This window comes from Porticoccus hydrocarbonoclasticus MCTG13d (genome assembly GCF_000744735.1).
Lineage (GTDB): Bacteria > Pseudomonadota > Gammaproteobacteria > Pseudomonadales > Porticoccaceae > Porticoccus > Porticoccus hydrocarbonoclasticus.
Genome location: NZ_JQMM01000001.1, coordinates 1656006 through 1676447 on the forward strand (window position 1 = coordinate 1656006; position 20442 = coordinate 1676447).

General features: G+C 51.2%; 15 protein-coding genes. 14 read left to right on the plus strand and 1 reads right to left on the minus strand.

The window, feature by feature from the left end:
• Window positions 1-41 precede the first annotated feature (41 nt).
• The 11 genes from rseP (at window position 42) to U740_RS07990 (ending at window position 14785) form a co-directional block, all read left to right on the plus strand.
• On the plus strand, window positions 42-1397 hold the full coding sequence (gene rseP, locus U740_RS07940; RefSeq protein WP_036860099.1) for an RIP metalloprotease RseP: 1356 nt from the start codon (window positions 42-44) through the stop codon (window positions 1395-1397).
• 40 nt (window positions 1398-1437) lie between these two features.
• Window positions 1438-3792, plus strand: a complete 2355-nt coding sequence (gene bamA / locus U740_RS07945; RefSeq protein ID WP_036860100.1) for an outer membrane protein assembly factor BamA — start codon at window positions 1438-1440, stop codon at window positions 3790-3792.
• 30 nt (window positions 3793-3822) lie between these two features.
• Complete coding sequence (locus U740_RS07950; RefSeq protein WP_036860101.1) at window positions 3823-4353, plus strand: OmpH/Skp family outer membrane protein; 531 nt, start codon at window positions 3823-3825, stop codon at window positions 4351-4353.
• A gap of 33 nt (window positions 4354-4386) precedes the next feature.
• Window positions 4387-5403 (plus strand): UDP-3-O-(3-hydroxymyristoyl)glucosamine N-acyltransferase, encoded by a 1017-nt coding sequence (lpxD, locus tag U740_RS07955; protein ID WP_036860102.1) that lies wholly within the window; start codon window positions 4387-4389, stop codon window positions 5401-5403.
• 40 nt (window positions 5404-5443) lie between these two features.
• A complete protein-coding gene (gene fabZ / locus U740_RS07960; protein WP_036860103.1) occupies window positions 5444-5881 on the plus strand; it encodes a 3-hydroxyacyl-ACP dehydratase FabZ in 438 nt (145 codons plus the stop codon).
• Window positions 5882-5884: 3 nt separating this feature from the next.
• Window positions 5885-6661 (plus strand): acyl-ACP--UDP-N-acetylglucosamine O-acyltransferase, encoded by a 777-nt coding sequence (lpxA, locus tag U740_RS07965; protein WP_036860104.1) that lies wholly within the window; start codon window positions 5885-5887, stop codon window positions 6659-6661.
• 3 nt (window positions 6662-6664) lie between these two features.
• The gene (gene lpxB / locus U740_RS07970; RefSeq protein WP_036860105.1) at window positions 6665-7816 is read left to right on the plus strand and encodes a lipid-A-disaccharide synthase; all 1152 of its coding nucleotides are present in this window, start codon (window positions 6665-6667) and stop codon (window positions 7814-7816) included.
• The gene (gene rnhB / locus U740_RS07975) at window positions 7813-8424 is read left to right on the plus strand and encodes a ribonuclease HII (protein ID WP_036860106.1); all 612 of its coding nucleotides are present in this window, start codon (window positions 7813-7815) and stop codon (window positions 8422-8424) included. The genes lpxB and rnhB overlap by 4 nt, the downstream gene beginning before the upstream one ends.
• 260 nt (window positions 8425-8684) lie before the next feature.
• The gene (locus tag U740_RS07980) at window positions 8685-10196 is read left to right on the plus strand and encodes a wax ester/triacylglycerol synthase family O-acyltransferase (protein WP_051921300.1); all 1512 of its coding nucleotides are present in this window, start codon (window positions 8685-8687) and stop codon (window positions 10194-10196) included.
• Between the two features lie 55 nt (window positions 10197-10251).
• Window positions 10252-13746 carry a DNA polymerase III subunit alpha gene (gene dnaE, locus U740_RS07985; protein ID WP_036860107.1) on the plus strand — a complete coding sequence of 1165 codons (3495 nt, stop codon included), beginning with the start codon at window positions 10252-10254 and terminating at the stop codon, window positions 13744-13746.
• A gap of 88 nt (window positions 13747-13834) precedes the next feature.
• On the plus strand, window positions 13835-14785 hold the full coding sequence (locus U740_RS07990; RefSeq protein ID WP_036860108.1) for an acetyl-CoA carboxylase carboxyltransferase subunit alpha: 951 nt from the start codon (window positions 13835-13837) through the stop codon (window positions 14783-14785).
• Between the two features lie 68 nt (window positions 14786-14853).
• On the opposite strand, the gene U740_RS07995 is transcribed toward U740_RS07990, so the two are convergent.
• Window positions 14854-16194 (minus strand): sigma-54-dependent Fis family transcriptional regulator, encoded by a 1341-nt coding sequence (locus U740_RS07995; protein ID WP_051921301.1) that lies wholly within the window; start codon window positions 16192-16194, stop codon window positions 14854-14856.
• A gap of 203 nt (window positions 16195-16397) precedes the next feature.
• On the opposite strand from U740_RS07995, the gene tilS reads away from it, so the two are divergent.
• From tilS to kdsA, 3 genes are all read left to right on the plus strand, one after another.
• Window positions 16398-17729, plus strand: a complete 1332-nt coding sequence (tilS, locus tag U740_RS08000) for a tRNA lysidine(34) synthetase TilS (RefSeq protein WP_051921302.1) — start codon at window positions 16398-16400, stop codon at window positions 17727-17729.
• Window positions 17730-17913: 184 nt separating this feature from the next.
• On the plus strand, window positions 17914-19539 hold the full coding sequence (locus U740_RS08005) for a CTP synthase (RefSeq protein ID WP_036860109.1): 1626 nt from the start codon (window positions 17914-17916) through the stop codon (window positions 19537-19539).
• 3 nt (window positions 19540-19542) lie between these two features.
• The gene (gene kdsA / locus U740_RS08010) at window positions 19543-20400 is read left to right on the plus strand and encodes a 3-deoxy-8-phosphooctulonate synthase (protein WP_036860110.1); all 858 of its coding nucleotides are present in this window, start codon (window positions 19543-19545) and stop codon (window positions 20398-20400) included.
• The last annotated feature ends 42 nt before the right edge of the window (window positions 20401-20442 follow it).

Below are 20442 nucleotides of genomic sequence, written 5' to 3' on the forward strand. Positions count from 1 at the left end.
CATAGAGAAATGGCGAAAAACATCTATTTCAGGAAGCAAGAATGGATTTACTCCAAACAATTTTTTTCATGTTGGTGGCGCTTGGGATACTGGTCACCTTTCATGAGTTCGGTCATTTCTGGGTAGCCCGCCGCTGCGGTATCAAGGTGTTGCGTTTCTCCGTCGGATTCGGCACACCGCTGGTCCGTTGGCACGATAAATTGGGTACAGAGTTTGTTATTGCCGCATTGCCTCTCGGCGGTTATGTGAAGATGGTGGATGAGCGTGAGGGTAATGTGGCTGCTGAAGACTTGCCCTATGCGTTTACTCAAAAGAGCGTTTGGCAGCGGATGGCCGTGGTTATTGCCGGCCCAGCGGCGAATTTTGTGCTGGCCATTCTGGTCTACTGGTTGATATACAGCCTGGGCGTTACCGGTATGGCGCCAGTTATTGATTCGGTTACCCCGGGTTCAGTGGCGGAGCGCGCCGGCTTGCAGCAGGGCCAGGAAATTGTTGCAGTCGATGGCAAGCCTACGCCTACCTGGCAAGCACTGAATGAGCAGTTGGTCGGTCGGATCGGTGAAACGGGTTCAATAAGCTTTACGGCTAAACAGCCTGATACGATCCAGACCTATGAGTATCGAGGCCAGCTGGAAACCTGGTTGATGGAAGCCGATCAGCCAGACCCTATCGGCGGATTGGGGCTGACGCTCTACACGCCTCCAATTCTTCCTGTTGCCGAGGAAATTACTTCCGGTGGTCCGGCAGATCAGGCGGGTCTGGTTGCCGACGATAGAATATTAGAGGCCGATGGTATCGTCATGGACGACTGGATCACTTGGGTGAATTATGTCCGGGCCAGACCGGCCGTTGCCATTGAGCTCAGTGTACAGAGAGGTGAGGATATCTTTACGACCAATCTGGTGCCCAACCAGGTCAATGACGATGATGGTAAGGCAATAGGTCAGGTGGGTATGTCCGTCCGCATGCCGGAATGGCCTGAGCATATGATCAGAAAAACTGATTACAGCCTGTTTGGCGCGCTCGGTCGGGGTGTTGAGCAGACATGGAGTATGTCCGTGTTGATACTCGACTCGGTAAAAAAGATGCTTACAGGACTGATTTCCTCAAAACACTTGAGTGGGCCCATCACCATTGCTAAAGTGGCGGGCGCTTCTGCCCAATACGGGTTTACGGCCTATCTCGGATTTTTGGCCTTTCTCAGTGTTAGTCTGGGTGTTTTGAATTTGCTCCCCATCCCGGTTCTGGATGGGGGACACCTGATGTATTACATGATAGAAGCAATAAAAGGGAAACCGGTGTCCGAAAAAATCCAGATGATTGGCTTCCGGATTGGTATGTTCCTAGTGATTGGGTTGATGTTGCTCGCCCTCTACAATGATCTGATGCGGCTGTAGCTGCTGTAACCAACAAGAATCGAGAGAAAACCAGTCTCCAATGAAACACTTTTATCTATTGTTGTGCCTTTTTTTTCTGGCTGTCTCGGTTCGAGCAGAAGTGTTTCAGGTCGAAGATATTCGTATCGATGGTTTGCAGCGGGTGTCCTCGGGCACTGTGTTTGCCTCGATGCCGCTCAGTGTAGGCGATCTGGTCGATGACGATACGGTACGTCGTGCCACGAGGGCGCTTTTCCGCACAGGCTATTTTGATGATATTCGTATATCGCGAGATGGCGGCATTCTGATTGTTTCTGTTAAGGAACGTCCGGCTGTCGCCCAAATAACCATGGAGGGTAACAAGGCGATACCAACAGAAGAGCTGCTAAAAGCACTGCGGGATAATGGTCTGGCCGAGGGACAAATATTCCGTCAATCCATTCTTGAAGGGATGTCCCAAGAGCTTGAACGTCAGTATGTGTCACAGGGTAGATATGGCGCGAAAGTGACTACTGATCTCCAGGAAATGCCAAGAAATCGTCTTGCTATCAATATTGTTGTTGACGAAGGTCAAGTCGCTTCAATCAAAAAAATCAATATTGTTGGTAATCGCGCTTTTGAAAAGGATCAATTGCTGGGATTGTTCGAGCTGAAAACCACGAATTGGCTTTCCTGGATGTTTGGCGATGACAAATACTCCAGGGAAAAACTGGCTGGTGATATTGAGCGGATTGAATCCTGGTATCTTGATCGCGGTTATCTGAAGTTTAGTATTGAATCCTCGCAGGTCACCATCAGTCCGGATCGAAAATCGGTCTTTATTACAGTGAATATCAATGAGGGTGATGTTTATACGGTGGATGAAATCAGGCTGGCCGGCGACCTGATTGTGTCCGAGGAGGAAATTCGCCGTCTCATCATGCTGAAGGAGGAACAGACATTTTCCCAAGTGTCGATGACCAATACATCAGAGCTCATTACGCAGCGTTTGGGAAATGAGGGCTACACATTTGCAGAGGTCAATGGTTCTCCAGAAATTAATGAGGATGACAAAACCGCAACTGTGACATTCTTTGTCAATCCCGGTAAGCGTGCTTATGTGAGACGGATTGAGTTCCGTGGCAACACTAAAACCATGGATGAAGTCTTGCGTCGTGAGATGCGGCAGATGGAGGGTGCATCTGCCTCGACCAGGAAAATAGAGCAGTCCAAAACCCGTCTGAATCGTACCGGCTTTTTTAAAGAAGTGAACGTAGATACGCAGCAGGTACCTGGCACGAATGACCAGGTTGATGTGGTTTACACTGTCGAAGAGCAGCCGTCGGGAAGTATTGGCGCGAGTCTGGGTTTTGCACAAACCTACGGTTTGGTGATCGGTGGCAATATTCAGGAGCGCAATTTTCTCGGTACCGGCAATAATGTCGGAATAGGTGTCAACCGTAGTCAATATTCCACCAACTTCTCTTTTAGTGCCACCGACCCCTATTTTACCCGGGATGGAATCTCTGCGGGGTTTGGTGTTTTTTACCGCAAGACCGATTATGGTGAGGTGAATCTGTCCAGTTTCACCACGGACAGCTTTGGTGGCAACCTGACGTTTGGCTACCCCATATCCGAAATTTCAAGCGTCGGTTTTGGCCTTGGCTTCGAAAACCTGAAAATTGATGAGGGGGCATTTGCCTCTGAAGGCGTAAAGGAATTTATTGACCGGAACGGCGAAGATTTTAACACTTTTACAACCAGTCTATCCTGGGGTTATTCCACCCTCAACCGTGGTCGGCTCGCAACCACGGGGACTTCTCACAGGGTGACGGGAGAGCTGGCTATTCCCGGAAGTGATCTGGAATATTACAAGGCATCCTATGCAGGGCAACATTACCGCCCACTGACTTCTTCACTTACCATGCGGCTGAGAGCAGATGTAGGTTATGGTGAGAGCTATGGCGGTACCTCGGTATTTCCCTTCTTCAAACATTACTACGGTGGTGGCAATGGTTCAGTGCGCGGCTACAAGAACAATACACTTGGCCCACGAGATATCTCGGTAAATCCTTTCAATTGCGCAGATGCTAATGACCTGAGCACCTGTGAAACTGATGATGATCCCTTTGGTGGTAATGTACTGGTTGCCGGCAGTGTAGAAGTCATGTTCCCTGTTCCCTTTATCAAGGACCAGCGATCTTTGCAGGCGGCCTTTTTCCTTGATGCGGGTAATGTTTTTGATACTGACTGCGGTGACAGGGATGAAGACTTCTGTCAGGAACCGGATATCGGTGAACTCCGCTATTCGGTGGGGATTGGTGGTACCTGGATCAGTGGCTTCGGGCCCATAACGGCCAGTATTGCCTTCCCATTGAATGCTGGTGAAGAGGATGAGCGTGAAGTCTTCCAGTTTCAGCTCGGGCAGACTTTCTGACAATTTCATTAAAACGAATGGAGAATTGATGTGCGTGTAGTTAAAAAGTTATTCATTATCACAGTTGCCCTGTTTAGCGTTTCTGCATTTTCGGCTGAGGGAAATGCCGCGGAGGGGAATATTGCCATTGTGGATTTTGGCAGGGCAATTTTCGGTACTGATGTGGCCAAAGCCCGCCTGAAACAGAAGCAGGGTGAGTCGGATTACGCCGGTCTTGAAGCAAAATATGAGAGTACGGTTGCCGACATGAAGTCACTGAAACAGGAAGTTGACAGCAAAAGCATGACCTGGTCACAGGAGCAAGCAGAAGAGGCACAGAAGAAAATGGAATACTACCGTGCCGACCTGGAGCTGATAACCCGAAAAATCAAGGCGGACCAAAAAGATCTACAGAACAGTATTGTCCAGGAATTGCGCCCAAAAGCCGCTGAGGCACTTCAGGAGGTCGTCGATGAGGAGGGAATCGTACTATTGATTAACGCCGAGGCTGTGGTCACAGCGGCTCCCTCACTGGATATCACAGACAAGCTCACTGATCGGTTGAATAAAAAGACAAAGTAAGTTTGTTGATCATCAAATAGAGGGCTCTTGAGGGTGACAGTCAGTTATTCTCTAAAGGATATCGCCGAGCATATTGGTGCCGATGTTTGCGGCGACAACGATTTTCGCATTTCCGGTATCAGCACACTCCGGCTGGCGGATACGAATGAACTGGCTTTTCTTGCAAATAGCGCCTATCGCCAGGACTTGGAGAGAACAAAGGCCGGGGTCGTTATCCTGAGCCCGGAAATGGTGGAATACTACTCCGGGCAAAAACTGATTGTGACTAACCCTTATCTTGGTTACGCATTGGCGACTGCGTTATTTGATCGCGCACCGGTTGCTGTCCCTGGCATCCATTCCAGTGCCGTTGTAGCGAACTGTGCCAATATCGATCCGACTGCAGCGATTGGTCCGCTTGCGGTGATTGGTGAAGGGGTGACAATTGGAGCCAATACCCGGGTTGGCGCCGGTACCATTATCGATAACAACGTCGCGATTGGCGAAAACTGCCGAATTGCCGGTAATGTCAGTATCTATCACAGTGTTGTCCTGGGGAATTTTGTTACGGTTCACAGTGGTGCCGTTATCGGCGCGGATGGTTTTGGTTTTGCTCAACATCAGGGGCGCTGGATCAAAATTCATCAGCTTGGTGGTGTTGTGATTGGCAACAATGTCGAAATAGGTGCCTGTACTACCATAGATCGTGGTGCACTTGCTGATACGGTTATTAAAGATGGTGTTATTGTAGATAACCACGTTCAGATAGCTCATAACGTTCAGGTGGGCGAAAATACTGCCATGGCAGCCTTTACCGGCATATCAGGCAGTACAACTATCGGAAAAAACTGTACCTTTGCCGGCAGAGCCGGTTGTGTGGGCCATATCACACTCTGTGATGGCTCCCATTTAACCGGTGGAACCATACTGACAAAATCGCTCCTTGAGCCAGGTTCATATTCATCCGGCACAATGTTTAGTAAAACCCGTGAATGGAAAAAAAATGCAGTTCGGTTCAATCAACTGGATGACCTGGCTCAGCGAGTCAGGCAGCTGGAAAAAAAATTATAGCCGCCACTGTTATTGTCGCCCTGTAGAATATTGAGAAAAGCTGATGGATATTACTGAAATAAAGAAGCGGTTGCCGCACCGTTACCCCTTCCTACTGATCGACAGGGTGGTAGAGCTTGATCCCGGGAAGAGGATTCTTGCCTACAAAAATATTACCGCTAACGAAGAAGTGTTTAACGGGCATTTTCCCAACGTGCCGATTTTTCCCGGCGTGATGATTATTGAAGCCATGGCTCAGGCTGCCGGTGTGTTGGGGTTCGTAACTGAGGACAAATATGCGGATGACAACGCACTGTATTTGTTCGCCGGTGTTGATGGGGTCCGCTTCAAACGGCAAGTGATTCCGGGGGACAGATTGATGCTTGAGGCGCAAGTTGATTCCGTCAAGCGGACAATCTGGCGATTTAAATGCCGAGCAACAGTTGATGGTGAACTGGCTTGCGAGGCGACGATTTTATGCGCCCTGAAAACGTATTAGCTTATGTCCCTCATTGATCCCCGCGCCATTATTGACCCCTCCGCTGTGTTGGGTGAAGGAGTCCATGTGGGCCCCTGGACCTTGATTGGCCCCGATACCATTATCGGGGCTGGTACGGTGATTCATTCCCATGTGGTGATTCGGGGCCTGACTACGGTTGGCGAAAACAATCGAATTTTTCAGTTTTCCACGATTGGCGAAGATACGCCTGACCTGAAGTACAAAGGTGAACCGACCCGTCTGGTAATTGGTGATAACAACACCATTCGGGAAGGCGTGACTATCCATCGGGGTACCGTTCAGGACGAGGGCCTAACTTCAATTGGAAGCAATAACTTGTTGATGGCCTATGTGCATATAGGCCACGACTGTGTTGTAGGTGATAACTGTATTCTGGTAAATAATGCGTCTTTGGCGGGACATGTCCACGTGGGTGACTGGGCGATTATTTCCGGTTACGCTCTGATCCACCAGTTCGTGTCCATTGGTGCCCATAGCTTTACCGGCGCTGCCGCCTACCTAACCCAGGATTTGCCCGCTTATGTCATGGCAGCTGGTTCACCAGCTGAGGCGAAAACCATCAATGTAGAAGGTCTGAAACGGCGCGGTTTTGACAGAGCAGCGATTGCGGCCATCAAACAGGCTTTCAAAATTCTTTACCGGCAGGGGTATGGTCTACAGGAAGCCATTGGTTTACTGGACACACTGGCCAGGGAACAGCCTGCTGTAAAACTACTGGTTGATTCTGTTCGCGCCTCTTCACGCGGTATTCTTCGTTAGCCCATGTCATCACCCCTTAAAATTGGACTGGTTGCCGGGGAGTCATCCGGCGATCAATTGGGTGCGGGCCTCATCAGGTCTTTAAAATTACACTACCCGGAGGCACAGTTTGAGGGCATCGGTGGCGATAAAATGTTGTCCGAGGGTTTCCGCTCTTTATACCCTATGGACCGTCTGTCGGTTATGGGCTTCATTGAGCCACTGAAACGGTTGCCTGAATTACTGGGTATACGTCGCCATCTCTATCAACACTTTACCAACAACCGGTTTGATCTGGTGGTGGGTATCGATTCTCCGGACTTTAACCTGGGGCTTGAAAAAAAACTCAGACAACAAGGGTTGTTGACGGCGCACTATGTCAGCCCCTCCGTTTGGGCCTGGCGTCAGGGCCGGGTAAAAAAAATAGCCAGTGCAGTGGATTTAATGCTGACACTTCTGCCGTTTGAAGCTGATTTCTACAAACAGCATGATGTCCCGGTGGTTTTTGTGGGCCACCCTCTCGCCGAGGAAATTCCCCTGGTTACAGACACCATCCAGGCTCGCAAGTGGCTTAACCTTCCGGAAGCCGGGCCTATATTGACGCTGATGCCGGGTAGCCGGGCCTCTGAAGTCGATTCCCTGGGTCGACTGTTCCTTGAGGTGGCGCAAAGCTGTCGCCGGCAATTGCCCGATTTACATCTGATTGTCCCCGCTGCCAGCCATGATCGTCTGGAACAGTTAAATGGCCTATTGAATAAATATCCTACGATGTCAGTCACGTTGCTTGATGGCCAATCTCATTTGGCCATGGCAGCGGCAGATGTTGTGTTGTTGTCGTCCGGTACATCGACGTTAGAAGCGATGTTGCTCAATAAGCCCATGGTAGTGAGCTACCGTCTGGGTAAATGGACGTATGCGCTGGTTTCCCGAATGCTGAAAGTCCCCTGGGTGTCGTTACCGAATTTGCTTGCATCGGAAACACTGGTACCGGAGCTGCTTCAGGATAATGCCACTGTGGATAATCTAAGCGAAGCCGTGTTGACGTATTTCCTGGACGAGAAAAAAGTTCTAGCGCTGCAGCACCGCTTTGCTGAGCTTCACCAAACACTTTGCCACGGCGGCAATCGAGCCGCGGCGCAGGCATTAGTGGGCCTGTTGGAGAACCGCGGACGATGACTGGCTACCAGCTGCGTTATCGGGGGAAATTGCTGGCCGGGGTCGATGAGGTTGGTCGAGGGCCACTGGCAGGCGACGTTGTTACGGCTGCCGTGATTCTCGATCCCCGAAAGCCAGTGGCTGGTCTGGCCGATTCCAAGAAGCTTTCTGTTAACCGTCGAAACCAGTTGGCTGAAGAGATCAGGGAAAAAGCTCTCAGCTGGCATGTCGCCAGAGCCTCTGTGGACGAGATTGACAAATACAATATTCTTCGCGCTACCTTGATGGCCATGGTGCGGGCAGTCGATGGTCTGACACTGAAACCGGAGTATGTGGCCGTTGATGGAAACCGGCTCCCGGACTGGGAGTATGCGGCTGAAGCCGTGGTCGGTGGTGATGATAAAGTTCCGGCAATCAGCGCAGCATCTATATTGGCAAAGGTCTGTCGCGATGCTGAAATGTGTCTGGCGGAGCAGGCCTTTCCCGGGTACGGTTTTGCCTCCCATAAAGGGTACGGGACCAGAGCGCACCGCGAGGCTATTGTTTTGCTGGGCCCCTGCCTAATTCATCGAAAATCTTTTGAACCGGTAAAAAGTTTGTTGTCAGCCCGTCAGGACGTGTTGACCTGATCGTCAGTGAACCTTCCCAGGTTGATCGGCAGCCGGACTCTGCGAAGCGGGTTTTTTTGCTATGCTAGGGGGGCAGTGCGCAAGTTAGGTAACCACCGTAATTTTATTTCTAGAGTCAGGCAGGCCTGACTCCTCCCGCCACCTATTTGGTTGGAAAGTGGCAATAGCCTACAAAAGAAGTGCTTGTCTGACCGCAAAATCCCTATGACTATCGCTGGTCAATACCCAGTTGATATATTGGCTTTAATACGGGAATTTCAATGAAACAGTTAAGTGGTCACGATTCGGTTTATCTCTACGCTGAGACACCCTCTACACCCGGACATTTGGGGTTGCTCTATATTTATGATCAATCCACTGCTGAAACCGGAACGGTTCGTTTCAAAAGTATCCTGCAACATATCGAGGAGCACCTGGACATATCACATGTCTTCCGCTCCCGCTTAATGAGAATGCCGTTGGATGTGGATCATCCCTACTGGGTGGATGATGAAAATTTTGATCTCGAATACCATGTTCGGCATCTTGCGTTACCAAAGCCTGGGGATTGGCGACAATTCTGCATCCTCGCTGCCCGATTGCACTCCCGGCCCCTGGATATGTCCCGGCCCTTGTGGGAGATGTATGTCATAGAAGGTCTGGACAACATTCCCTCAATGCCCAAGGGCTCGTTCGCTATCTATACCAAAATTCATCACTGTGCTGTGGATGGTGCGGCAGCCATTGACCTGGCTGGCTTGTTCCATGACAAATCGCCGGAACCGGATAGAGAAGTTGTAGAACGGCAATGGAAGCCAGAGCCAAAGCCGAAATTGGGGACACTGCTGGTCAATACTCTGGTGAATAATACCCGGCATAATTTTGAAACCAGCTTTGATCTGATCAACATGCTACCGGCATTCGGCAAAAAACTGCTCGCGAAAGCCCTGAGACAGGATATGGAGCCGAAGGAAACGGTTGTGAGGCCTGAAACCCGTTTTAATCGGGATCACGTGAGCCCTCACCGGGTATTCGGTGGTGTGGATTTTTCCCTTGAGGATATTCGCTCCATCAAGCGCGCAGTTAATGGTGCCACCGTCAATGATGTATTGCTGGCCCTGTGCGGGGGCGCATTGCATCATTACCTGCAGGACAAGGACGAGCTACCGTATCACTCCCTGCGTGCAATAGTTCCGGTCAGGCAGAATAAAAGAGACCGCAAAGGCAAACAAACCATGGCGGTGATGACACCGCCGTTACATACGCAGGTCGTTGACCCACTGGAGAGGCTTGAAGCGATTCAGTGGGATACGTCTACCAGCGCTGCTCTTGAGGAAGCTCAGGGAGCAAAAGATATGACCGACATTACTCGGCACATGCCATCCTTTACCTTGGCTCTGGGTATTGGCATGGCTACGCACAGCCATTTGTCGCGAAAAACACTGGCGGGGATCGGCAACTGTGTCATGACCAATGTGCCGGGCCCACAATGGCCACTTTATATGCGAGGGGCGAAGCTGGTCTATGTGTCTGCGCTGGCGCCATTGCTGGAAGGGCTGACATTGATGTTTAACGCTGTGAGCTACGACGGTCGCATCAGCGTCTCATTCCAGTCAGACAGGGACATTCTGCCCGATCCCCAATTTATGGAAGACTGTTGGCAACGGTCTCTGGATGAGCTGCGTTGTGCGGCGACTCAACAGTGTGATGAAGCAGATGCACAGGTTATCCATAAGGTCAGAATTCCCAAAACCGCCAAGCGCAAACCAAATTCCAGTAAATCTGGGTCCTGAAGACGATTAGAGTTCGAAGTCAGTGCCCATCAAAACAGAGGAGAGAATATTCAACGTGAAAACATCGTTTGTGCACCTCCGCCTGCACAGTGAATATTCGCTGGTTGACGGAATGGTCAGGATCAAGCCGCTGGTGCAACAGGTGGTTAAGCTGGGCATGCCCGCAATCGCATTGACGGATGTCACCAACTTTTACGGACTGGTCAAGTTTTATCAGGCAGCTCAGGCCGTCGGTGTTAAACCCATTTGCGGAGCAGATTTGCAGATGAGCAGTCCGGTTCCCGATGGATTGCCCGCGAGCCTCACATTGCTGGTAATGAATCAACAGGGCTACCGCAATCTGACCAAGCTTATTTCACGAGCCTTTCAGGAGGGGCAGCACCGGGGTGTTCCCTATGTTGAACGCCAGTGGATTAGTGAGGCAAGTGAGGGCCTGATTGTTCTGTCAGGTAGCCAGGGCGATGTGGGCCAGGCCATACTTTCAGGTAAGTCGGATTATGCCAAAGAGTTGCTGCAGGGCTGGCTTGCCGATTTCCCGGATCGATTTTACCTGGAGCTCACCAGAACCGGTCGGCCGGATGAGGAAAATTTTATTCATGAATTGTTACCCATTGCCACAACGTACCAGTGTCCTGTTGTGGCAACGAACGATGTCCGCTTTCTTGACAGTGAGCAGTTTGAAGCCCATGAGGCACGGGTATGCATTGGTGAGGGCCGAGTACTCGGTGATCCTCGTCGGGAGCGACGTTACAGTGACCAACAATACCTGCGTTCGCCGGAAGAAATGGCCGAGTTGTTTTCCGATTTACCGGAAGCGCTGGAAAACAGTGTTGAGATTGCCAAACGTTGCACGCTGGATTTAAAACTGGGTGAGCACTTTTTGCCGGATTACCCGATTCCAGAGGGTATGACGGAGGACAGTTTTTTCGAAAAGGTCTCCTTCGACGGTCTGGATAAACGTCTGGGCAGATTGCTGGACCCGTCTGCTCCGGATTATCAGTCTCAACGTCAAGTCTATCTTGACCGGTTGCGCTTTGAACTGGATATCATCATCCAGATGGGTTTTCCCGGCTATTTCCTGATTGTCATGGATTTTATCCGGTGGGCCAAAGATAACGATATTCCGGTAGGCCCGGGACGGGGATCCGGCGCTGGTTCACTGGTGGCCTACGCGCTGGGCATCACGGATCTCGATCCGCTTGAATACGACCTGCTGTTTGAGCGATTTCTCAACCCCGAGCGGGTATCGATGCCCGATTTTGATATTGACTTCTGTATGGACAATCGCGATCGGGTGATTGCCTATGTGGCGGATCGCTATGGCAGGGATGCGGTTTCCCAGATCATCACATTTGGCACCATGGCGGCCAAAGCAGTTGTTCGCGATGTGGCGCGCGTGCAGGGAAAGGCCTACGGCCTGGCAGATAAGCTATCAAAAATGATTCCACCGGATATAGGTATGACTTTGGAAAAAGCGGTTGCTCAGGAGGAGGTCCTGCGAGAGTTTCTTGAAAGTGATGAAGAAGCTCAGGAAATCTGGGAGATGGCGCTTCAGCTTGAGGGCGTCACCCGCAATGTTGGTAAGCATGCCGGCGGTGTCGTGATCGCGCCAACCACTCTGACAGATTTCGCGCCACTGTATTGCGATGAAAACGGTGAGGGGTTGGTAACCCAGTTTGACAAGGATGATGTAGAGAAAGCGGGGCTGGTGAAATTTGACTTTCTCGGTTTGCGAACACTGACCATTATTGACGGGGCCATCAAAATGGTCAATCAACGTCTGGCAAAGGTCGGTGAACTCCCCATTGCTATTGACGCAATTCCGCTGGATGACGCGGCAACCTATGGATTGATGCGGCGTGCAGAAACGACTGCGGTGTTTCAGCTTGAATCCCGGGGAATGAAAGATTTGATCAAGCGGGTGGAACCGAACTGTTTTGAGGATGTTGTCGCGTTGGTGGCACTGTTCAGGCCCGGTCCACTGCAGTCGGGCATGGTGGATGATTTCATCAATCGCAAGCACGGTCGAGCCCAGGTGGCCTACCCGGATGCAAAATTTCAGCATGAGTCGCTGAAGCCTGTGCTGGGTCCGACTTACGGTGTAATTGTCTACCAGGAACAGGTCATGCAGATCGCGCAGGTGCTGGCTGGATACACGCTGGGTGGTGCTGATATGTTGCGCCGCGCCATGGGCAAGAAAAAGCCCGAAGAAATGGCCAAGCAGCGCAGTATTTTTGAAGAGGGTGCCCGTCAGCAGGGAATAGATCCCGAACTTGCAGTGAGGATTTTTGATCTTGTTGAAAAGTTTGCCGGTTACGGTTTTAACAAGTCTCACTCCGCCGCTTATGCTTTGCTGGCCTATCAGACGGCGTGGCTGAAAGCCCATTATCCGGCAGAATTTATGGCGGCAGTGTTGTCAGCCGATATGCAGAATACCGACAAAGTAGTGACCTTGATTGATGAATGTCGGGCGATGGATCTCGTTGTGTTACCACCGGATGTCAATCGCGGTCGATTTGCCTTTACTGTCTCTGATGACAATGAAGTGATTTATGGGCTCGGCGCCATCAAGGGGCTTGGTGAGGGGCCAGTCAACAGCATTATAGCTGCGCGGGAGGAGGGCGGCTCGTTCGGCGACCTGTTTGATTTTTGTGCCCGCGTTGATGGCCACAAGCTCAATAAGCGAGCCCTGGAGGCTTTAATACGGTGCGGGGCTTTGGACGCCATAGGACCAACAGGAGAGATCGGCTATCGCCGGGCAGTGATGCTGGCAGCCAGTGAAGAAGCTGTGAAAATGGCTGAGCAAAATTCCCGTAATACAGATTCCGGCATGACAGATCTATTCGGTGACACACCCAGTGAAAGTGCCCCGGAAATTGGTTATCAGAGCTTTCAACAGCAGCGGGGGCTCAGTGCCAAGGAGCGCCTGCGAAGTGAGAAAGAAACGCTGGGTCTCTATCTTACCGGGCACCCGGTTGATGAATACCTGGAGGAGTTGAAGCATTTTGTGCACAGCCGCATAGCCGATCTTAAACCAGACAAGAAGAGTCAACTGGTGGCCGGCCTGGTGGTCGGTATGAGGGTCATTAAAACCCGGCGGGGAGACAATATGGCTGTGATTACACTGGATGATCGCAGTGGGCGCATTGAAGTGGCCATCTTCGCTGATGCCTACAAAGCCCATCGGGATAAAATTGAGAAGGATGCTTTGTTGGTGGTTGAAGGTCAGGTCGCTGAAGACGACTACACCGGTGGCCTGAAAATGCGGGCGGATCATGTCAGGAACCTTTTTGAAGCTCGGGTCAATTATCTCAAGGCCATTTCCCTGGATATCAATCAGGAGAAACTTGGGAGTACCTGTCTCGATCAACTGGCTAACATTATGTTGCCGTTCCGTGATGGAAGCTGCCCGGTAAGAATTAACTATCAATCGAGTACCGCCTCGGGAGAAATCATGCTGGGGGAGCACTGGGCGGTATCGCCGGAGGACGATTTGTTGCACAAATTGAGGGAGTTGTTGGGTAACAATGGCATTCATCTCCGATTCTAGCCGGGTATGCATAACTTCCCGCTGCCATTACAATTGCCGTATGTCTGCCCAGAGATGGCTGTAATCCAATTCCACGGACAAAAAATCTATGAATCTCAATTACCTCGATTTTGAGCAACCCATTGCAGAACTTGAAGCAAAGATTGAAGAGTTGCAGCTGGTTGGCAATGACAACGAGCTGAATATTACCGACGAGGTAGCCAAACTCCGTGATAAAAGTCGGCGGTTGACAGAGAAGATCTATTCCGACCTTTCGGCGTGGCAGATTGTACAGGTGGCCCGTCATCCCCAGCGCCCGTACACCCTGGACTACATCAGTCGGATTTTTACGGAGTTTGAGGAGCTGCATGGTGATCGGCACTTTGGCGATGACAGAGCCATTGTCGGAGGGGTTGCCCGTCTCGACGGCAAACCGGTGATGGTTATCGGCGAGGAGAAGGGTCGCGGTGTGACAGAGAAAGTCTATCGCAATTTCGGAATGCCAAAACCGGAGGGTTATCGCAAGGCATTGCGCCTGATGGAGATGGCTGAACGCTTTAAAATGCCTGTACTGACATTGATTGACACGCCGGGGGCATACCCCGGTATAGACTCTGAAGAACGCGGTATCAGTGAGGCGATCGCTCAAAACCTTGCAGTAATGTCACGTCTTAAAACACCGATTATCTGCACGGTTATCGGTGAAGGCAGCTCTGGTGGTGCGTTGGCGATTGGTGTTGGTGATTACCTGAACATGCTGCAATACGCTACGTATTTTGTGATCTCGCCTGAGGGATGTGCCAATATTATCTGGAAAACGTCTGCCAAGGCCCCGGATGCCGCTGAAGCGATGGGTGTAACATCCTCTGTATTGCAAGAACTGGGCATCATTGATGAAACCATCCCAGAGCCAATGGGTGGCGCTCATCGGGATATTGAGGCAATGGCCAATACGCTCAGGGAGCGGTTATCCCAGCAAGTTGATCAACTATTGGAGACACCCATAGATGCCCTTCTGGAAAAGCGCTATGAGAGGCTGATGGGTTACGGGAACCCCTGAAAATATTATTCACCATAAAGGCATTATATTGGGCAACTCTCTCCTGGTGGATCGGAGCGTAGTATCAGTTATTTGTGGTGGGCGGAGAGCACAACCAGTGTGCCAACCCTTTGCCCTCTCAATTCTATGGGGAGGCGTAACTGTTCGAGAAGCCAAGAAGGTGTATGGGCGGGGGCATCCGGCATTTCTAGATCCAGTGCCGGCAACCTACATTGAGGGGTGAGCACCAGGTCTGCTCCGAGTATTTTTAGCGTGGTATGTGCCTGGTTGTTGGCTTTTACCAGTCGACCCCGTCGATCAAAGGCCAGTAACCCTTCGGTTTTCCAGCCCAAGAACATGGTCTTGGTCGCTTCTATAACGTGGTTACGGGATTTAAAATACTCCTTAGCCAGATTGGACTCAATGAGTCGCGCAGCCATAATGGCAAAATCCAGGGCATTGCTCTGATAGCTGTCCGTCAGTCCGGATAAGTCGACCGCTCCCAACACCCGGCCATCGTGCGGATCCCTGATAACATCTGCGGAGCAGGTCCAGTGCTTGATACCTGCACAGAAGTGTTCTGCACCATACAGCTGAACAGGTTCGGCTGCTGCCAATGCCGTGCCGATCGCATTGGTCCCCGCCGTTTTTTCATCCCAGACCCCACCCTGAATCAAGTTGATGTCGCTGGCATGACTCAGCACATTGTCATCCGCATGAATATCGAGAATGAGCCCCTCTGAATCGGCAAGAAGGATAAGGCTGTTCGAGCGAAACAACACCTCTGAAGCACGCTTCATAATAGGTTGGGCAGCACGCATGAGATCTGTCTGTAGAAAGCGACGATATTCAAGCACACTATTATCGCCTATCAATGGTGCATGTTGTAACTCCGGATCAATATGTGATTGTTGGCAACGGCGCCAGGAATCCTCGACCACCGGCCTGATAAAATCACTTGGATAAGATTGGTCGACGACAAACTTTTCCCAGACCGACAACAGTTGATTGTGCTGTTCCGGGTTGCTCAGCATCTGTGTGCGATCACGCATTTGTGCGGTGGCCAAGGCGGCCTGCTCTCGGGTATAAAAACGATCCTTCTGGACGAAGCCCGAGATTACGCCGGGTTTCACCGAGTTGACTTTGCCATTTTTCTGGCGGGAGACAATCAGCTCGGCGGGCAGACCGTCCAGAACATGCATGGGTGCTTCGCTGCCGTTGGGAAATTTTGAGGGATGAACCGTGGCAGTTTCCATATCGTAAAACGCCGGTTTGAAACCCCAGATCCGGCTTTCTTCGCTGATGCCCCCGGTACCCCGGAATGCATCGTTTTCATCCCGCAAAGCATCGACGGTTAGTTCGCCTTTGTAGAGTTTTTGCCCTTTTTTCGGGGGCTTGCTCTCTTCTTTTTGTGAATAATTGGCAGACATAGGGAGATACCTCTAACCCAACGTAAACCATATAAAAATTTACGTCTCTGTAAAAGTATAGACTAGCAAGCTCGCTTATCGTTGCCAGTGTTCATCTGCCAGACAGGAATATGGTGAAATTGCCCATAGTGCCATATTCGGTAGCCTTGCCTTGGCTGACGGTAGCCATTAACGTAGGGAACTGACTTCCACAGATCTCAATCATGACCTATATCCCAGACCTCCTTGTTTCCTATTTGCCCAGGCTGCGCGGGGCCAGCCATTGCTATGTAGGTTATAGCGGTGGTCTCGATTCTCATGTTCTACTCGTGTCGCTCGTCAGGCTTTTGGGGGAAAATGCGGTCAGTGCCATTCATGTCAATCATCAGTTATCGGCAAATGCGGAAAGTTGGGAACAGCATTGTCAGAAGGTTTGTGATGGGCTCGGAGTGGCCTTAAGCATCGAGCAGGCTTCTGTCATTGTGAGCGGTCAGGGTGTTGAGGAGGCAGCCCGAACTGCCCGCTATAGGGCTTTTGAAAAACTTCTCCCACAGGATTCCCTGTTGCTGCTGGGTCACCATGCCGATGACCAGGTTGAAACAGTGCTCTATCGGCTGCTGCGAGGCAGTGGGCCGAGAGGCCTGGCCGGAATGCCTGCCTCGCGCCACTTGGGTAATGCAGAGTTATTGAGACCACTGTTACCTTTCTCCCGATCGGACCTGGAGCAATATGCCCTTACTGAAGGATTGGTCTGGATAGAAGATGAGAGCAATGAAGATGTGTCCTTTGACCGCAACTTTCTGCGCCACAAAGTGATCCCGGCTCTGGCTGAGCACTGGCCGGACTATGCCACAAGGGTCGCCCACAGCGCCCGACTGTGTCGTGAGAGTGATCAGTTATCCGATATGCTGGCAGCACAGGATTTGATAGCCGTCTATGAACACAGGGAACGGCTGGGGTGGAGTATCAGTCTCGAGGCATTGATGTCTTTTGATGAGTTGCGCCAGGCAAACCTGTTGCGACACTGGGCGAGCCGACATGATCTGGCACAGCCGGGTCATAAAATCATTGATGCTGTACTTCACGAGTTGTTGCCTGCAAAAGCTGATGCCGAACCGCTGGTAAGCTGGGCGGGCATTCAGTTGCGCCGGTACCAGCGCCGTCTTTTTTTGCTGCCCGGGGACCCCGATATCCCTGACCATTTACCGGTCTCGCTTCAATGGGATGGCAGGGGCACGTTGGACTTGCCAGATAAGAGCACATTGAGTTTTTGCCTGGAGCAGGGACGTGGAATCAGGTTGAAGGCAGATATTGATAACTTTGAAGTGCGTTTTCGCAATGGTAGTGAACGCTGCAAGCCGGTCGGGCGCGGCGCATCCAATACACTCAAGAAGTTGTTTCAGGAGTATGGTCTGGAGCCCTGGTTGCGTGGCCGGGTACCCCTGCTCTATCGCGATGATGTGTTAGTGGCAGTTGGAGATTTGTGGGTTTGCGAGGGCTTTCAGGTGTCCCCGGATGAGCGGGGATGCTCGGTGCAGTGGGACTTCAGATCGTAATATTTCATTGAGCGGTTCAAGGGTTTCTGGTAGTCTGATTCCCCATCTCGAAACCGGTGGGCGTCACTCTGAATCATCTCCTGATTGAATAAAAAATCGCTCTATTTTTCATAAGCATACCTGCTCTGCTTGGTATGAGTTCGGCATTCTTGACGCAGTATCCAAAATGTTCGGAAGGGTCTAAATGACACGTTATATTTTTGTTACCGGCGGTGTTGTATCTTCCTTGGGGAAGGGTATCGCTTCGGCATCACTGGGCTCGATTCTGGAGGCCCATGGCCTCAGTGTCACTATCCTGAAGCTCGATCCCTATCTCAATGTTGATCCCGGCACTATGAGTCCGTTTCAGCACGGCGAGGTTTTTGTCACTGAAGATGGTGCTGAAACAGACCTAGACCTCGGTCACTACGAGCGCTTCCTCTCCTCCAAGATGAACAAGCGCAACAATTTCACGAGCGGCAAAGTCTACGAAACAATTCTGCGTCGCGAACGCCGTGGGGACTTCCTGGGGGGCACTGTTCAGGTTATCCCCCATGTGACGGATGAGATTAAACGCAGGGTGCTGGCCGGTGGCGAAGGTGTCGATGTTGCCATTGTGGAAATTGGTGGCACGGTCGGCGATATCGAATCACAGCCCTTCCTTGAAGCCGTTCGCCAGTTGAAGCTGGAGCTGGGTTCCAGTCGTTCGATCCTTATTCATCTGACACTGGTACCCTATATCGCAACGGCGGGGGAAACAAAAACCAAACCGACCCAGCACTCCGTCAAAGAATTGCGCTCCATAGGTCTGTCACCGGATATTTTACTGTGTCGGTGCGAAGTTGAGCTGGATGAAGGACAGCGCAAAAAGATCTCTCTCTTCACCAATGTGGAAGAGAGAGCTGTGGTGCCGTTGCTGGATGCGCGAACGATTTATGCCATCCCCAGAGATTTACAGCGTCGCGGCCTCGATCAAATCGTGATGGAGAAACTTCATCTGGAATACAGTGAGGCTGATATCAGTTCCTGGGATTGGGTGGTAGAGAATCAGCTCAACCCAAAACATCAGGTGACCATTGCCATGGTTGGCAAATACATGGAGCTTCTGGATGCCTACAAGTCTCTCAATGAGTCGTTGATTCATGCGGGTATCCGTAACCAGACCAAGGTGAATGTTCGTTACATTGACTCCGAGGATCTCGACAATGATCTGGAGTTGCTGACCGGTGTCAATGGCATATTGGTGCCAGGTGGTTTTGGAATCCGTGGTGTTGAGGGCAAAGTCAAGGCCGTCAGGTATGCCCGAGAGCACAAAATTCCCTACCTGGGTATTTGCCTTGGTATGCAGGTGGCCATGATTGAGTTTGCCCGCAATGTCTGCGGTCTGGCCAGAGCAAACAGCACAGAATTTGACCGCGATACGCCTCATCCGGTTATCGGTCTGATCACAGAGTGGATCGACATTGACGGCAAAGTTGAGGTGCGCGATGAAGATTCGGATCTGGGTGGCACCATGCGGCTCGGTGCCCAGAACAGTTATCTCGTGCCAGGCAGCATGGCACAGGAAATTTATGGGGCGGATGTGATATTTGAGCGCCATCGTCATCGCTATGAGGTGAATAACAAATATGTTCAAACACTTCAGGATGCCGGCATGCAGGTCGGTGGCTGGTCTGAAAACAAGACCCTGGTGGAAACGATAGAGATTCCAGAACACCCGTGGTTTTTTGCTTGTCAGTTCCATCCGGAATTTACTTCCACACCTCGTAATGGTCACCCATTGTTCAGTAGTTTTGTGAAAGCGGCATTGACCCATACTGGAGAAAACTGACCTGTGAGTGTATCCAGTGTTTCTCTTGAGGTGGGAGGATTCCCTGTTGCAAACAACCGGCCTTTCGTTCTGTTTGGGGGGATGAATGTACTGGAATCCCGCGATCTCGCTTTGCGTGTCGCAGAGACCTATGTAACCGTTACCCAAAAACTGGGTATCCCCTATGTCTTCAAGGCTTCATTTGACAAGGCGAACCGTTCGTCAATCCATTCCTTTCGTGGTCCCGGGCTCGATGAAGGGTTAAAGATATTTCAGGAAATTAAAGAAACTTTTGGTGTGCCCCTGATTACCGATGTTCACGAGATTACTCAGGCGGGTCCTGTGGCGGAGGTTTGTGACATTCTTCAGTTGCCGGCTTTTCTGGCGCGACAAACGGATCTGGTGAAAGCCATGGCGGTAACGGGCGCCGTGATCAATATCAAGAAACCGCAATTTCTTAGCCCAGGCCAGATGGGCAATATCGTAGAGAAATTCAAGGAGTGCGGCAATCACAAGGTGATGCTTTGTGAGCGAGGCTCCACATTTGGTTACGATAACCTGGTGGTGGATATGCTGGGTTTTCGCACCATGAAAAACGTGGCCAAGGGATTGCCAGTTATTTTTGACGTCACGCACGCCCTGCAGTGTCGTGACCCCATGGGCGCCGCGTCCGGTGGCCGTCGCCATCAGGTTGTCGAACTGGCGCGGGCCGGTATTGCCGTTGGTCTGGCTGGTTTATTTCTGGAAGCACACCCCGATCCGGACCGGGCCCGCTGTGATGGTCCCAGTGCATTGCCGCTGGATGCCCTTGAACCTTTCTTGCAACAAATAAAAGCCATTGATGATCTGATCAAATCACAGCCTGAACTGACTATCGTCTAGTCGCGCCCGGTGTGTTTAATCTCCGTGTGGAACAGGTTGACT